The sequence below is a fragment of the Ottowia caeni genome (assembly GCF_050821495.1).
In the GTDB taxonomy this organism is placed as follows: Bacteria; Pseudomonadota; Gammaproteobacteria; order Burkholderiales; family Burkholderiaceae_C; genus Ottowia; species Ottowia caeni.
In genome coordinates, this window is the sequence record NZ_CP151080.1 from 3,207,759 (window position 1) to 3,223,009 (window position 15,251).

General features: G+C 59.1%; 12 protein-coding genes and 2 pseudogenes. 4 read left to right on the top strand and 10 right to left on the bottom strand.

Translation table 11 applies throughout. From position 1 onward, the window contains the following. Positions 1-15 precede the first annotated feature (15 nt). From AAAK34_RS15155 to AAAK34_RS15195, 9 genes and pseudogenes are all read right to left on the bottom strand, one after another. Entirely contained in the window at positions 16-582 is a 567-nt protein-coding gene (locus AAAK34_RS15155; RefSeq protein ID WP_231694486.1) for a thermonuclease family protein, read from the bottom strand. Next, complete coding sequence (locus tag AAAK34_RS15160; protein WP_231694485.1) at positions 583-1,059, bottom strand: molybdopterin synthase catalytic subunit; 477 nt, start codon at positions 1,057-1,059, stop codon at positions 583-585. 38 nt (positions 1,060-1,097) lie between these two features. After that, complete coding sequence (locus AAAK34_RS15165) at positions 1,098-2,447, bottom strand: dicarboxylate/amino acid:cation symporter (protein WP_231694484.1); 1,350 nt, start codon at positions 2,445-2,447, stop codon at positions 1,098-1,100. A 463-nt stretch (positions 2,448-2,910) separates the two neighbouring features. Beyond that, a pseudogene (locus AAAK34_RS15170) lies at positions 2,911-3,164 on the bottom strand (MoaD/ThiS family protein). A 4-nt stretch (positions 3,165-3,168) separates the two neighbouring features. Beyond that, positions 3,169-4,431, bottom strand: coding sequence for a molybdopterin molybdotransferase MoeA (locus tag AAAK34_RS15175; RefSeq protein WP_231694482.1), 1,263 nt, complete (start codon positions 4,429-4,431; stop codon positions 3,169-3,171). A gap of 34 nt (positions 4,432-4,465) precedes the next feature. Then, positions 4,466-5,023, bottom strand: coding sequence for a molybdopterin-guanine dinucleotide biosynthesis protein B (mobB, locus tag AAAK34_RS15180; protein WP_231694537.1), 558 nt, complete (start codon positions 5,021-5,023; stop codon positions 4,466-4,468). 19 nt (positions 5,024-5,042) lie between these two features. Continuing rightward, positions 5,043-6,470, bottom strand: coding sequence for a threonine synthase (gene thrC, locus AAAK34_RS15185; RefSeq protein WP_231694481.1), 1,428 nt, complete (start codon positions 6,468-6,470; stop codon positions 5,043-5,045). 10 nt (positions 6,471-6,480) lie between these two features. Then, positions 6,481-7,827 carry a homoserine dehydrogenase gene (locus AAAK34_RS15190; protein WP_231694480.1) on the bottom strand — a complete coding sequence of 449 codons (1,347 nt, stop codon included), beginning with the start codon at positions 7,825-7,827 and terminating at the stop codon, positions 6,481-6,483. Between the two features lie 33 nt (positions 7,828-7,860). Then, entirely contained in the window at positions 7,861-9,129 is a 1,269-nt protein-coding gene (locus tag AAAK34_RS15195; RefSeq protein WP_231694479.1) for a pyridoxal phosphate-dependent aminotransferase, read from the bottom strand. A 305-nt stretch (positions 9,130-9,434) separates the two neighbouring features. Between AAAK34_RS15195 and AAAK34_RS15200 the strand changes: the two genes are divergently transcribed. The 4 genes and pseudogenes from AAAK34_RS15200 to AAAK34_RS15215 all read left to right on the top strand — a co-directional run bounded on the left by AAAK34_RS15200 (position 9,435) and on the right by AAAK34_RS15215 (position 14,542). Then, positions 9,435-9,821, top strand: coding sequence for an Mth938-like domain-containing protein (locus AAAK34_RS15200; protein WP_231694478.1), 387 nt, complete (start codon positions 9,435-9,437; stop codon positions 9,819-9,821). Between the two features lie 240 nt (positions 9,822-10,061). Then, the gene (locus tag AAAK34_RS15205) at positions 10,062-10,538 is read left to right on the top strand and encodes a peroxiredoxin (RefSeq protein WP_231694536.1); all 477 of its coding nucleotides are present in this window, start codon (positions 10,062-10,064) and stop codon (positions 10,536-10,538) included. A gap of 175 nt (positions 10,539-10,713) precedes the next feature. Next, positions 10,714-12,425, top strand: a pseudogene (locus tag AAAK34_RS15210) (PhoH family protein). A gap of 143 nt (positions 12,426-12,568) precedes the next feature. Then, a complete protein-coding gene (locus tag AAAK34_RS15215; RefSeq protein ID WP_431777452.1) occupies positions 12,569-14,542 on the top strand; it encodes an alpha/beta hydrolase family protein in 1,974 nt (657 codons plus the stop codon). 28 nt (positions 14,543-14,570) lie between these two features. On the opposite strand, the gene AAAK34_RS15220 is transcribed toward AAAK34_RS15215, so the two are convergent. After that, the gene (locus AAAK34_RS15220; protein WP_231694475.1) at positions 14,571-15,242 is read right to left on the bottom strand and encodes a 7-cyano-7-deazaguanine/7-aminomethyl-7-deazaguanine transporter; all 672 of its coding nucleotides are present in this window, start codon (positions 15,240-15,242) and stop codon (positions 14,571-14,573) included. Between the last annotated feature and the right edge of the window lie 9 nt (positions 15,243-15,251).

Here is a 15,251-nt window from a genome sequence, read left to right on the forward strand (position 1 = left end):
AAAGCCGTTGCAAAGTCATTTTCGCTTAAGACTGCACGAGCCGTGCCGCTTTCGAAAAGCTGCAGGCGTCTCTGGCTGCCCCTTGGCGAACATGCCCTTTCGCCCGGCGCGGGCCTCGGCCTGCTCGCGCCAGTATTTCCCTTTTCTACCACGGTAATCCTCGCTCCAGGCCCAGCCTTCAGCCACCAGGGCCCCTACGATATCAAGCCCGTCGCTCACCCGTTCGATGGAGGCAATGCCGCGAGCGTACCTATCGTACGCTCTCACATGCACGAGAATGCGCTGGCCTTGCACAAGTGCCTGCAGGGCCGCGCGCGACGACGCGCCGTGGCTCTGGCAGATTTCCGGCGCGTCGACTCCGCTCAGGCGCAGCTTGCGGCGCAGCCCATCCACCTCCGAGCGCACCCAGATGGAATCGCCATCCACCACGTAGGTGACCTGTGCTGCCCAAGGCTTGCTGGCCTTCGGTCGAGCGCCATCGCCGGCCACCGCAGGGAACGCAACGACCGAAAACAGCAGCGCGGTCAGGGGCCCGAGAACACAGCGGCCCCACCGTTCAAAGCGATCAATCAATCGGAGCACTCAGGAGTTGCTGGAGTTTATGCCCCAGCGTGCCAGCGCCGCATCATCGGCTGCCCGTGCGTCCACCCAGCGAGCACCCTCGGGGGTCTGCTCCTTCTTCCAGAAGGGGGCCTGTGTTTTAAGGTAGTCCATGAGGAATTCGCAAGCCTGAAAGCTCTCACCCCGATGCGCCGAGGTGACAGCCACCAGCACAATCTGGTCTTGTGGAGCCAGCACGCCTATGCGGTGAATGATCCGAACGCCAAATAACTGGAACCGGGCCAGCGCTTGGCCGACCATGCCCTCGATCGCCTTCTCGGTCATGCCGGGGTAATGCTCAAGCTCCATGGAGCCCACACTTTGCCCCTCACTGAGGTCCCGAACAGTACCTACAAACGCGCAAACAGCCCCAATGCGGGGGTTTCCTGCGCGCAGGATGGCGACCTCATCGGTGAGATTGAAGTCCTCTGTCTGAATAGAAATGCTCACGTTCACCATGGCTTTATTGTGGCCGAGTAAGGCCACCCGTGCCTTCCCTATTTCGCTGGCACGTTCATTCTGGTGTTTTGCTCGTCCAGTACTTCTTCCGGATCGTCAGCCAGCACAGAAGCGTCGTTGTTCAGCACCTTGTTCATGCGCTCGGTGTCGAGGTCACCCGTGAGCTTTCCGACGACCACGGTGGCGACACCGTTGCCCACCAGGTTGGTGAGTGCCCGCGCTTCGCTCATGAATCGGTCAATACCCAGAATGAGCGCGATGCCCGCCACCGGCACCTCACCCACGGCACCGAGCGTCGCAGCCAGCACAATGAAGCCGCTACCCGTGACGCCCGCCGCACCTTTGGAGGTGAGCAGCAACACCAGCAGCAGGGTGATCTGCTGGGTGAGATCCATGGGCGTGTTGGTGGCCTGCGCAATGAAGACTGCCGCCATGGTGAGGTAAATGGACGTGCCGTCGAGGTTGAAGGAGTACCCGGTGGGAATCACCAGGCCCACCACCGATTTACGCACGCCCAGGTTCTCGAGCTTGGCCATCATGCGCGGTAGCACGGTTTCCGACGAAGACGTACCCAGAACGATGAGCAACTCCTCCTTGATGTACCTGAGGAACTTCACGATCGAGAAACCAGCCCAGCGGGCCACCAGCCCCAGCACCACGAAGACGAACAACAGGCAGGTGGCGTAGAAGGTGAGCATGAGTGAGCCCAGTTGCACCAGCGAACCCAGGCCGTACTTGCCAATGGTGAACGCCATGGCACCAAATGCCCCGAGAGGCGCGAGCTTCATGATGTAGCCCACAATGACAAACAGCACGTGAGAGAACTTCTCTATGAAGTCGAACACCAGTGTTCCGCGACCCCCGAACTTGTGCAGCGCAAAGCCGAACAGGACGGCAAAAAGCAAGACCTGCAAGATCTCACCCTTGGCGAACGCATCGACGATGGTGCTTGGAATCACGTTCAGCAGGAAATCCACCGTTCCCTGCATCTGCCCTGGCTGGGTATAGCTGGCAATGGCCTCTGCATCCAGAGTGGAGGCGTCCACGTTCATGCCCGCCCCCGGTTTGACGATGTTGATGATCACCAGACCCACCATGAGGGCCAAGGTACTGAGAATCTCAAAATACAGCAGCGCGATGCCACCAGTTCTTCCCACGCGCTTCATGTCTTCCATGCCGGCGATGCCCACCACCACGGTACAGAAGATGATGGGCGCGATGATCATCTTGATCAATTTGATGAAGCCATCGCCAAGCGGCTTCATATTGACTGCCGCGTCCGGCATGAAGTGGCCCATGGCCACACCCAGGACGATGGCCAGGATGACCTGGAAATAAAGTGAATAGTAAAACGGACGCTTCTTCGCGTCCTCTCTCAGTTCGAGCATGACTGCTTCCCGGCTGATGGCTGGATTCGCCCGCTACAAAACGCCGTAAGGATGCCCTGCATAACTCCTTGCGGTTGCGAGGGTTATGCAGAGCACCCGTAACTCAGCGCGTAGGGGCTAATGACACTAGCGCCAGCAATAGGCATGACCTAGGAGCCTGTCGGACTTGGAAATCGCCGGCTGCAAATGGGACGCAGCGGTCCATTTTTCATAGTCTTCTTGACCCATAGCTGAGCTATGGGCCTGCGAATCCTGCAAAAACTGTCCTCGCTGGGTCCCATTTTCGCTTTCGGCGCTCCAAGTCCGACAGGCTCCAGAAATACTTTTTTGCTACCCTGAAGGCGCATGGTCCTTGGCAGGGCTGCGCACTCCACTCTATGAAAAGAGTCTTTTCGTACAATAAAACTCTGCCAGGACAGCGAATTATATTGAGTTTTAAAGTACTACTGATGCAAGAGGAGTTTCAGCCGCCGGTGACGGGCGGAAAAAAGCTAACTCAACCCCATCCTGGAGGGCGGATTGCTCGCTGCTCATGACCTGGTTGACCGCAGTGCGTACGGCTTTACCGCGTGCCAAAGCATCTGCATATGCACCGCCCCGGGCAATCAAGTCATCGCGCAGTGCGCCGACCGTTTCGGCCGATGTCTGCACTGTTTCACTGCCCGTGCCCAGCGTCTCGCGGATGCTGGCGAAGTAACGGATCCTGATGGTCTTCATGGTCTTAGGACAGTAGTTCTACCAGGGGAATGAAGCGTACGGTGTCGCCTTCCGATATGGTGGCCCCCGCCGGGTGATCAATCAACCCATCGGCCCAGTGCATAGACGTGAGTACGCCTGAACTCTGGTTGCGGAAAAGATCAAGGCCGCCCTTCTCGTTGCGCCTGGCCCGCAAGAATTCACGCCGCTTGTCGGGCCTGGTCGATGCAAAATCGGCCCGCATGGGCACCGGCTGCAGCGTCACGTCGATCACTCCCTGCAACTTCAGCAAAAAGGGTCGCACCAGAAGCAAAAAGGTGACAAAACTTGAAACCGGATTGCCGGGCAAACCAAAAAAATATGCAAACCCTTCTTCCTCATTGGTGCGGCGGACCTGACCGTAGGCGAAGGGTTTGCCCGGTTTCATGGCTATTTGCCACAGATCGAGTGAGCCTAGCGTCTCCACCGCCGGCTTGACGTGATCCTCCTCACCTACCGAGACGCCCCCGCTGGTCAGGATGACGTCGTGCTGCTCGGCTGCACCTTGCAGCGCCGCAATGGTGGCCGCCCGCTGATCCGGCACGATACCCAGATCCGTCACCTCACACCCCATTCTGCAAAGCAACGCCCTCAAAAAGTAGCGATTGCTGTTGTATATGGCGCCAGGCTTCATTTTTTCAGGCGGTACATCGCCTGGCATGACTAGCTCGTCACCCGTGGAAAACAGCGCCACCCGTGGCCGCGCGCTAACTTTGAGCTGATCCCGGCCAATGCCAGCAGCCAAGCCGATACTGGCAGCTTTCAAACGCTCCCCCCGCCGAAGAATCACGGCTCCGCGAGAGACGTCTTCGCCTGCCGTTCGCACCCACTGCCCCGCGACCGGCAGGACCTGGATGCGCACTCGTTTGCCATCATCGAGCGGCTCGGTGTCCTCCTGCATGACCACGGCTTCTGCGCCCTCGGGCATGGGTGCACCAGTGAAAATACGTGCAACGCTCCCCTGAGCCAAAGGCGCGGCGGCCTGGCCCGCAGCGATGCGTTGCGACACCGGCAACTCCGTACCTGGCAATGCCACGTCCGACAACCTCACGGCGTAGCCGTCCATGGCGGAGTTATTGCAGGGCGGCACCTGCAATTCAGAGACAACGTCCTCGGCCAGCACCCGGCCATCGGCATCGAAAGTGCTGACAAGTTCATGACGTGACAGCGGGGCAGCATTCGCCAGCAGCCGTTCCAGCGCCTCATCAAGCGGCATGAGTGGCTTGCGACGTTCGATAGGATCAGTCATGTGCGGTGAATGTAGGTTGACCGTCAGGTGTTCATTAACCGGCGGTTAAAGCGCGGTCGACTCTGTAGCGATCTGGGTCATATTCGAAACAGTGCTGATTCTCCAGCAGCCAGTTGACCACCATATCAGCATCGTTCAAATCCAGCACCGGGCGCGGGGTAGTCTGCGGCAATCCGGAAGGTGCATCCGTGGCAACAGCCATGATGAGCTGATCATGGGGGTACTGCGCGGGTTTGTTCGCCGAGGCACGCCAGACCTCTATTTTGTTCAAGTCGCTTTGCTTGAGACCCTCTATAAGTACCCAATCAACGCTTGCATCGAGTTCGGCGACCAGCTGGTGCACCGATAGCGGCGCCTCCTGCTCGAATTCGCGTATGAGCGCCAGCCTCCGGCTGGAGGCCACCACCACTTCAAACGCCCCCGCCTCGCGATGGCGGAAGGAATCCTTGCCTGGGTAGTCTATGTCGAACTGATGGTGCGCATGCTTGATCACTGAAACACGCTGCCCGCGCTGCTTGAACGCGGGAATTAGACGCTCGAGGAGCCGGGTTTTACCGGAGCCGGAATAGCCAGCAAAGCACACCACCTTCATGGGCGCGCCCGATTGGCGATCAGTTGCAAGTTGCTGCAATGAGGCGTTGCACCGCCCCGGCATCGGCAGCCATGACCTGCACCCGGCGCGGCAGCGCTTCAATGCCATCGAATTTGCCAGGCCGCTCAGGTTCGCGGCCCAAGGCTTCGACGATGGTTTCGGCAAACTTGATGGGCAGCGCTGTTTCCAGCACGATCATCGGCACACCGGCCTCCTCGTTTTCACGAGCCACCTTAACACCGTCGGCGGTGTGCGTGTCGATCATCGTGCCGTGCTCCTCAAAAACCTGCCGGATCGTCGCCAGGCGGTCGGCATGGGTGCTCTTGCCGCTGAGGAATCCGTAGCGGTCGCGCGCATCACGAAAAGCAGCATCTCCACTCAGATCAAAGGCCCCGACCTTGGCGAGTGACTCGCCGAACAGGGCTTTCACTCGCAGACCGTCTCGCCCGAGCAGGTCGAACACGAAGCGCTCGAAGTTGCTGGCCTTGCTGATGTCCATCGACGGACTGGAGGTTTCGTGTGTATCTGCCGCACCCCGCACGCGGTAGACACCGGTGCGGAAAAACTCGTCGAGAACATCGTTCTCGTTGGTGGCCACCACCAAGTGTTGAATCGGCAAGCCCATCATGCGCGCGACATGGCCGGCACACACGTTGCCGAAGTTGCCACTCGGCACCGTGAAGCTGACTTTCTCCGCATCAGACTTGGTAGCCTGAAAATAGCCCGCAAAATAGTAGACCACCTGGGCCAGAAGCCGCGCCCAGTTGATTGAATTCACGGTACCGATGCTGTACTGGCGTTTGAACGCCAGATCGTTGCTGACTGCCTTGACGATGTCCTGGCAGTCGTCGAACACGCCTTCTATGGCAATGTTATGGATGTTCTCATCTTGTAGCGAGAACATCTGTGCTTGCTGGAATGCGCTCATGCGCCCGTGCGGGCTGAGCATGAACACACGGATGCCTTTCTTGCCTCGCATGGCGTATTCGGCAGCACTGCCTGTGTCGCCACTGGTGGCACCCAGAATGTTCAACTCCTGTCCCCGCCGGCCCAGCTCGTACTCGAACAGGTTGCCGAGCAACTGCATGGCCATGTCCTTGAAGGCCAGCGTGGGGCCATTGGACAGTGCCTCCAGGAAAAAGCCCTCGCGCAGTTCCTTCAGCGGTACAACGGCTGGCGTTCCGAACACCTCAGCCGTGTAAGTCTTGGCGCAGATCGCCTTGAGATCGGCGGCTGGGATGTCATCGATGTAAAGCGAGAGAATTTCAAAGGCCAAGGCCGCATAGCCGTGCTTGGCATGCAACTCTCTCCAGGCTGCTAGCTTGGCCGTATCGACCTGAGGGTAGTGATCCGGAAGATACAGCCCGCCATCTGGCGCCAGGCCCTCCAGCAGGATGTCGCAAAACTTGCGTGGCGTGGTGTCGCCGCGGGTAGAGAGGTAGTTCATAAGCGCGAGATCAGGCCAACTCTTCCTTACGGATGCGAACAATGGGCGCCAGCACAGCCGGCAAGGCTTGCATCTGGGCAAGCGCCGAATTCATCGTGCCTTCATCCGTATCGTGGGTAAGGATGATCAGGTCGGTCTGGTCGGGCGTGGCCTCGCCCGCACCAGCGTCGGTACCTGCGACGTCGTCGGCCTCACGCTGCAACACGGCATTGATGCTGATGTCTGCGTCCGCCAGGATGCTGGTCACCTGAGACAGCACACCAGCTTCGTCCTTGACGCGTAAACGCAGGTAGTAGCTGGTAATGATGCGTTCCATGGGGAGCACGCTCACGTCGCGCATGGCGCCGGGCTGGAAAGCCAGGTGCGGCACTCGGTGCTGTGGGTCGCTGGTAGCCAGGCGTGTCACATCCACGAGATCGGCGATCACCGCGCTGGCGGTAGGTTCGCTGCCCGCGCCCTTGCCATAGTAAAGCGTGGTGCCCACGGCATCTCCGTTGACGACCACGGCGTTCATGGCACCTTCCACGTTGGCGATAAGCCGACGCGTGGGCACCAGCGTGGGATGCACGCGCAACTCCACGCCCTCGCCTTCGCGGCGCTTGGTGATACCCAGTAGCTTGATCCGGTAACCAAGTTGCTCCGCATACTTGATGTCGGTCGCCGCGAGCTTGGTAATACCCTCGACATAGGCCTTGTCGAACTGCACGGGAATGCCGAAGGCGATGGCGCTCATGATGGTCGCCTTGTGCGCCGCATCTACCCCTTCAATGTCGAAAGTGGGGTCAGCTTCCGCGTAGCCCAGGCGTTGAGCCTCCTGGAGGACGGTACCGAAATCCAGCCCCTTGTCGCGCATCTCGCTGAGAATGAAGTTGGTGGTGCCGTTGATAATGCCGGCGATCCACTGGATGCGGTTGGCCGTCAGACCTTCGCGAAGCGCCTTGATGATTGGAATGCCACCCGCCACCGCAGCCTCGAAGGCCACCATCACGCCCTTTTTCTGCGCGGCCTCGAAAATTTCGGTGCCATGCACGGCCAGCAGCGCCTTGTTGGCGGTAATGACATGCTTACCGGCGGCGATGGCCTCCATGACCAGCGTCTTGGCAATGCCATAGCCGCCGATCAGCTCGATCACGATCTCAATTTCGGGGTTGGCAATGATGGCCCGGGCGTCGGACACCACTTGCACTTCTGGGCCAACAACTTCCTGAGCGCGTGCGGTGTCGAGATCAGCCACCATGGTAATGGTGATACCGCGACCTGCGCGCCGCCGGATTTCTTCCTGGTTGCGCTTCAGAACGTTGAATGTGCCGCTGCCAACGGTACCAATGCCCAGCAGGCCTACTTGGATGGGATTCATGGGATGAAAAAAGTCAAATAATCGAAACTGGATTCAGGCAACTGCTTTCTTGGAAGCAATGTCGACCACTGAAGACTGGCGCGCGGAATTGGCGCGATATTGCTCCAGGAACTTGGCCAAACGCCCGATCGCCACGCGAAGGTCATCTTCGTGGGGAAGAAAAACAATGCGGAAGTGCTGATGATCCGGGAAATTGAAGCCCGAACCCTGCACCAGCATCACACGGGTAGCGCGCAGGACTTCCATGAAAAACTGACGGTCGTCCTCAATGGGATACATCTTGGGATCGAGCCGTGGGAACATATAGAGCGCCGCCTGAGGTTTGACGCAGGTGACACCGGGTATGGCGGTAATCAGCTCGTACGCGAGATCGCGCTGGCGGCGTAAACGCCCGCCCTCACCCACCAGATCCCTGATGCTCTGGTAGCCACCCAGGGCGGTCTGAATGCCGTACTGCCCAGGCACATTGGAGCCAAGCTTGATATTGGCCAGCATGTTCAGGCCTTCGATGTAATCCGTGGCTTTGCTCTTGTCGCCAGAGATGACCATCCAGCCAGCGCGGAACCCGCAAGACCGATATGCCTTGGAGAGCGAGTTGAACGTCAACGTGAGCACGTCGGTGGACAACGACGCCATGGCCGTATGCTTTACACCGTCGTACAGCACCTTGTCGTAAACCTCGTCGGCCATCAGAACCAGCCCATGCTCGCGAGCAATGGCCACGATGCCCAGCAGCAGCTCGTCGGAATAGAGTGCGCCAGTAGGGTTATTTGGGTTGATGACCACGATGGCCTTGGTACGCGGCGTGATCTTGGCGCGGATGTCGTCGAGACTCGGCATCCAGTTGTTGGCCTCGTCGCAAAGATAATGCACGGGTTTGCCGCCTGAAAGGCTAGCCACCGCGGTCCACAGAGGGTAGTCTGGCGCGGGCACCAGCATTTCGTCGCCATCGGAAAGCAAGGCGTTGACGGCCATGCCAATCAGATCGCTTGCGCCGTTGCCAAGATAAATGTCTTCCAGCGTGACGCCCGCAATGCCCTGCTCCTGGGTGTAGTGCATGACGGCCTTGCGTGCCGAAAAAATCCCCTTGCTGTCGGAGTAGCCGGCAGAATTGGGCAAATTCTTGGCCATGTCCTGCACGATTTCTTCGGGCGGCTCAAAGCCGAACGGCGCCAGATTGCCGATATTCAGCTTGATGATCTTCTGGCCTTCATCCTCCATCTGCTTGGCGGCGTCCACGATAGGACCGCGTACGTCGTAGAGTACGTTGGCAAGCTTGGCCGACTTCTTGATAGTCTTCATGATGGAGCCTTTAGTCGTAATCTGATCCACGAACTATCCGACAGGCGATCGTGCTCCAGGAGCCCTCGATCTCGGTCGAGCTTGGTAACGCCGCAAGCTGCGAATGGACTGCAGCAGCCCTTTTTCGCTCTCCGGTTTACCTCATCCGACATGCTTTTAGGGATGCTCTGCATAACTCCCTGCGGTCGGTGGCAGCACGGCCTCGGGCGATCCGCATTACCACCAACCCGCGAGGGTTATGCAGGGCATCCCTGCCTGGGGAAACCTACAATTTGACCACAGTTCACCAAGAAAGCGCCCAAGCCATGAAATTTCAGCCAGACCTCATAGGAGCCGCAACCATCAGCGGCTACGGTCCCGGGTGGATTGCGGTAGGAGGCGAACGGATCAAACACAGCCTTGTGCTGCACGCCAGCGGCGAACGCGCGCCCTGGAATTGCGACCAGTTCGACCACCTCACCGCAGATCACTTTGCCAGTCTCGCGAATGCTGCGCCTGAGCTGGTGATATTCGGAAGCGGCGAGAGGCTTCGCTTTCCTCGCCCAGAGTGGCTACGTCCGCTGGTGGAGGCTCGAATCGGCCTGGAAACCATGGATACCGCCGCAGCCTGCCGAACCTACAACATCCTCGCTGGCGAGGGGCGGCGTGTGGTGGTCGCTCTGCTGGTGGAATCGAACCCCGCCGCGTCCTGAAAACCTTGCTTTATAGAGCGGCCTCGTGGTCGCCATAGGCGCCAAACTTGTAAATGGGGTAAAATCCATGTTTGCCGACTGTTGCGGCGCCCGACGATCTGGTTGAGCCCACAGCCCAGGCTGAGGCTATTAGGCTTGTGGTTCTCAATTGAACACGTACGGGTTGCAGCGCCGGCGTAACGCCGGGGTATGGCGTGCCGCGTCCACAAAAAACCCGTCACGAGAGAGATTGAAGTTCATATGGCGATCGTTGTCAACAAACCCCTGCCCGAATTTGAAGCGATCGCCACCGGCGACATCAAGGTTACCAATACCTCACACCTTGGGCAGGCACTGATTCTTTATTTTTATCCCAAAGACAACACTCCGGGCTGCACCACGGAAGCGATGCAGTTTCGCGACAAGTACAAGGATTTTGTCAAGGCTGGCGCCGTGGTCTTTGGCGTTTCGCGCGACAACATGAAGTCGCACGAAGACTTCAAGACCAAGCTTGAGCTGCCATTTGAGCTGATTGCCGACACCGAAGAAAAAATGTGCCACATGTTCGGCGTGGTCAAGAACAAGATCATGTACGGCAAGAAGGTAAAGGGCATTGAGCGCAGCACCTTTCTGATGAACGCAGAAGGCATTCTGGTTCAGGAGTGGCGTGGCCTGAAAGTGCCGGGGCACGTGGAAGATGTCCTCAAAGCCGTCAAGGTCATGAAAAAGGCCGCTTGAACCGCGCCCTGCCATGTTGATCTCGGTTGGTGACTGCTGGCAATTTGCTGGTGTCACCTGGGCTTGTGCATAATGTCCTGAATGCTATTGCACAGCGAAACGCCCACCCACTTCAAAGCCGTCTTGGCTTCAAGGCGGCTTTTTCGTTTCTTGCCACACGTCTGAAGTAACTTCCATGCCTCTGCCTCCCCCGCCCGCCAAGCGCGGCGCCCAGTTGCCGCTCGAAGTGATCGATCTGTCTGCCCGCCGAGTCAAAGCTCGTACGGCAACCACAGAGCCCACCGAGACGACCGAAGCAACCCGCCCCATGGCTCGCCTGCTTACTGAAAAGGCAGCGCCTGCCACCCAGGCCATCAAGACCCCCGAGCCAGTTGCAACGGAGCCTCCTGCGGCACGCTTGCCAGCGCGCACCAAGCAGGCGAAGCCCAGCACACCCCCTTCAGCCCCCGAAAAATCAAGTTCAAGGGCCAGTCCGAAGCGCAAGGCCAAAGCGGGCGCTCCTTCGCGCCTTTTTGTACTTGACACCAACGTGCTGCTGCACGACCCGATGGCGCTGTTCCGCTTCGAAGAGCATGACATCTTCCTGCCAATGATCGTGCTGGAAGAACTGGACAACCATAAGAAGGGCATGACCGAAGTCGCCCGCAACGGTCGGCAAACCAGCCGGCTGCTCGATGCGTTGGCCGGAGTCAAGGGCGCCGACATGGCCGAAGGGCTCCAGCTCGACTCTACCGGCTACCGTGACGCCGGAGGCAAGCTGTATTTCGAAACCACCCTCTCGAGGCCATCATGCCGGCCGCCCTGCCACAAGGCAAGGCAGACAACAAGATTCTGGGCGTGGTGGCTGCGCTGAAGAAAAAACACGCTCCACGCGAAGTGATCCTGGTGTCCAAGGACATCAACATGCGCGTGAAAGCGCGTGCGCTGGGCTTGGCCGCTGAGGACTACGAGAACGACAAGACCCTGGAAGACGGCGACCTGCTCTATGCCGGCTCCCTGCAGTTGCCGCCAGACTTCTGGACACGCCAGAGCAAGGCTGTGGAAAGCTGGCAATCAGGCAGCCACACGTTCTACCGCATCAGCGGACCGATCGTGCCCAGCCTGATGATCAATCAATTCGTGTATTTTGAAGCTCCTGGCGAACCAAGCCTGTACGCCCGCGTGACCGAAATACGCGACAAGACGGCGGTACTCAAGACTCTGAGGGATTTCAGCCACCTGAAAAACTCCGTCTGGGGTGTCACCAGCCGCAACAGGGAGCAAAATTTTGCGCTCAACCTGCTGATGGACCCAGAGATCGATTTTGTCACCCTCGCTGGCACCGCCGGCGCAGGCAAGACGCTGCTGGCCTTAGCCTCAGGCTTGACGCAGGTACTGGATGAGCGGCGCTATACCGAGATCATCATGACACGCGCCACGGTCAGTGTGGGCGAAGACATTGGCTTTCTGCCCGGCACTGAAGAGGAAAAAATGGGCCCCTGGATGGGCGCACTGGACGACAACCTTGAGTTTCTGGCCAAAGGCGATGGCGGTGGCGCCGGCGAATGGGGGCGTGCCGCCACCAACGAACTGATTCGTAGCCGCATCAAGATCAAGAGCATGAACTTCATGCGCGGGCGCACCTTCATGAACAAATGGATCATCATTGACGAGGCGCAGAACTTGACGCCCAAGCAGATGAAGACCTTGATCACCCGCGCCGGCCCTGGCACCAAGATCATCTGCATGGGCAACCTGGCGCAGATCGACACTCCCTACCTGACCGAGGGCTCCTCGGGGCTGACCTATGCGGTCGACCGCTTCAAGGGCTGGCCGCATGGCGGGCACATTACGCTGGCGCGCGGCGAGCGTTCGCGACTGGCGGATTTTGCCAGCGACGTGCTTTAGAGCTTCTCAGGGGCCTATGGGCGCCCGGCGCTCCGGGGAGAAACAAGAGGCCTCGTTCTTTTTCCCTCTCCCGAAAGGAGAGGGAGTCAATCGCCCCTGCTGCAGCAATCAGGTTACAACCAACAAACAACGAGGAGAGAAGAATGGGTAGGTTCGCCTTGGCTTTAGCGGTGGTGCTGTCCTTGATGGCTTGCGGAGGAGGAGACGGGCAGCCTCAGCCAACGCCATCCCCACAGCCCACAGATCCGGTGCGCTTCACGCAGATAGCCCCCGCCACTCAGGACCAGCCTACTCACGTGGCATCGCCAGCCATCAAGTATGAACTTGGCCATTTGCCGGTGCTGGGCGCCGTACCAACTCCGAACGTATTCCTCACCCCCATTCGAGGCGCCATCCGTTACCCACAGGCGACCCTACCCAAAAGCGGCAGGGTGAATGACCGCTTCCCTGTCATCTTGCTCTTGCACGGTAACCATGACCCCAGAGATCCCAGCTACCTCGGCTACGACTATCTGGCGCGAGATCTGGCCGAGCACGGCTACGTTGCGGTGTCCATCGACGCCAACGCTATCAACGCAAGCTCCGATGATCCCTTGGCTCCCACCAACGCCGGCGATAGTTCCAGCGTGTCGCGGGGACAGCTGATCTTGGGAACGCTGGACCAACTGCGCTCAATCGACAAGTCGGGCGGCCCCGGATGGATGTCCGACTTGCAAGGCAAGCTGGATTTCGAACGTATTGGCCTGATGGGCCACTCACGAGGAGGCCAGGGGCTGACCAATGCCATCAAGTTCAACCTGCAGCGCGAATCCGTCACCCCTTACGCCTTGAAGTACCAACTAGCTAGAACGCCGGACGCCTTCGCCCACTACCCTGATTTGCTGAGCGCCGTGACGGCTCCTGGCTTCGTGGACGACCAGTTGTTCGCCAAAGCCATTGAAACCGAGGAAATCATCTTCAGCCCGACTGCCAATACAACGAGGCCCTACAACTTTCGAGGAGGGCTTTTGCTGGCCCCCACGGATTTTTACGGCACAGTAGGCTTGGCCAACATTCCGCTGGCCGTCGTATTGCCTTCGTGCGACGGAGACGTATTCAATCTTCAGGGGGCGCGCACGTACGACAACAACCGCTACGGGTTCGATTACGACACGGCCGGCGCCATGCAAGTGCTGGTCCGAGGCGCGAATCACAACTACTACAACACTGAATGGGTGAATGACGACACCAACCCTCCCTATCTCCCTCATGACAGCTATTGCGATGCGCAGCGCGACAAAACGCCCCACCTGACGCCCGAAGACCAGCGTCGCGGCGGACTTTTCCTCATCAACAGTTTCATGCGTCATTTTGTGGGCAATGAAGCGGCCTTCGGGCCGTACTGGAATGGCCTGGCGCAGTTGCCGCAGGCCGCATGCCCAGAAGGCGAATGGCCGTGCGATGCGCGGGTCGCCCTGACCATTCAGCAAGACGCCACCAAACGACTCAGCATCCACCGCTTTGAGTACGCAGACAGTCTGGGCCGAAACGACCTGGGTGGCTTGGTGACGTTACGCGGCTTTGATGCCGCTTCGCTATGCGAAATGCCTTACGGCAACAGCTATGCGGAAGGAGCCTGCATGCCTGGACGGCTTCCCGGTTTTGAAACCAGACAATCGTCCACTGGTGGCTTGCGCTCCATTGCCGAGCATATTCAGCTATCCTGGAGCAGCCCACAAGCCAGCATGTCCACCATGCTGGAGGGTGCATCCGCACAGGCCTACGACACTCTCTCATTCCGAGTCGCCATTGTCCGCCCCTTCGGCCAGGAGATCCAAGTCTCGCTGAAAGATGTTTCGGGGAAATCCGCCTCCGTCAAAGCCAGCCGCTTCAGCGACGCGCTTTATCTGGGCACCACCGCACCCCGTTCAGGCTCACCACTGATGCCGAATGCAGAAGACCTTCCGTTTGTGAACGGCGAACCTGCGCAGCTGATGAACATGGTGGCCATTCCGCTTAGCGCCTTCCAGGGCCTGGACATGGGTCGTTTGAGTGAATTGCGCCTGAGCCTGCCCGGACAATCCGGCAAGATCACCCTGGCAGATGTGCAATTTCAACGAATGGGAAGAGAAAACTGAAACCGGGAGTCTCTGACCGCACCCGGTGTCAGGGCACGGCCACTGCAGGCACCGAGCTTCGGCGCATGGCGCGCACCACTGCAGCCAGCGCCACACCGTACGCGGGCACGAACAGCAACAGGCTCACGGCAAGCTTGATCACGTAGTCGACGACGGCAATTTCCTGCCAGTTCGCGGCCATGAAGGGGTCGATACTGCGCCAGAAAGCGATGCTGAAAAAGGCTGCTGTGTCCAGCGCCTGGCCGAACACAGAGGCTGCGGCGGGCGCCAACCACCAGGCTCGGTTCTTCTGCCTGATGCGATCAAACACCTGAATGTCGAGCAGTTGGCCCAGTACGTAGGCTGCGAAACTGGCCAGGGCGATGCGAAACACGAAACTGTTGAAGTCGCCCAGCGCTGCCATGCCGTTGAAGTGCCCCTCGTGGAAGAGCACCCCCACCACATAGGAGGCCAGCAACGCAGGCAGCATGGCGCGCGTGATGACCCGGCGTGCGGGTGATTTACCGATGAGCCGGACCGTGAGATCGGTTGCCAGAAAAATGAATGGGAAACTGAACGCGCCCCACGTACTGTGATAGCCCAGCAAACTGATGGGCAACTGCACCAGGTAATTGCTGGCGATGATGATGGCGATATGAAAAGCCACCAGGGCAGAGAGATAAAACGGCACGCGAGACGGCGGTGCCTGAACTGACGTCATGACAAGTCC

What these genes read in the sequence shown, in the direction of transcription:
- AAAK34_RS15160 (WP_231694485.1), bottom strand. Translation starts at nt 1,059, where the DNA reads ATGGTGAACGTGAGCATTTCTATTCAGACAGAGGACTTCAATCTCACC.
- AAAK34_RS15165 (WP_231694484.1), bottom strand. Translation starts at nt 2,447, where the DNA reads ATGCTCGAACTGAGAGAGGACGCGAAGAAGCGTCCGTTTTACTATTCA.
- AAAK34_RS15175 (WP_231694482.1), bottom strand. Translation starts at nt 4,431, where the DNA reads ATGACTGATCCTATCGAACGTCGCAAGCCACTCATGCCGCTTGATGAG.
- mobB (WP_231694537.1), bottom strand. Translation starts at nt 5,023, where the DNA reads ATGAAGGTGGTGTGCTTTGCTGGCTATTCCGGCTCCGGTAAAACCCGG.
- thrC (WP_231694481.1), bottom strand. Translation starts at nt 6,470, where the DNA reads ATGAACTACCTCTCTACCCGCGGCGACACCACGCCACGCAAGTTTTGC.
- AAAK34_RS15190 (WP_231694480.1), bottom strand. Translation starts at nt 7,827, where the DNA reads ATGAATCCCATCCAAGTAGGCCTGCTGGGCATTGGTACCGTTGGCAGC.
- AAAK34_RS15195 (WP_231694479.1), bottom strand. Translation starts at nt 9,129, where the DNA reads ATGAAGACTATCAAGAAGTCGGCCAAGCTTGCCAACGTACTCTACGAC.
- AAAK34_RS15200 (WP_231694478.1), top strand. Translation starts at nt 9,435, where the DNA reads ATGAAATTTCAGCCAGACCTCATAGGAGCCGCAACCATCAGCGGCTAC.
- AAAK34_RS15205 (WP_231694536.1), top strand. Translation starts at nt 10,062, where the DNA reads ATGGCGATCGTTGTCAACAAACCCCTGCCCGAATTTGAAGCGATCGCC.
- AAAK34_RS15215 (WP_431777452.1), top strand. Translation starts at nt 12,569, where the DNA reads ATGGGTAGGTTCGCCTTGGCTTTAGCGGTGGTGCTGTCCTTGATGGCT.
- AAAK34_RS15220 (WP_231694475.1), bottom strand. Translation starts at nt 15,242, where the DNA reads ATGACGTCAGTTCAGGCACCGCCGTCTCGCGTGCCGTTTTATCTCTCT.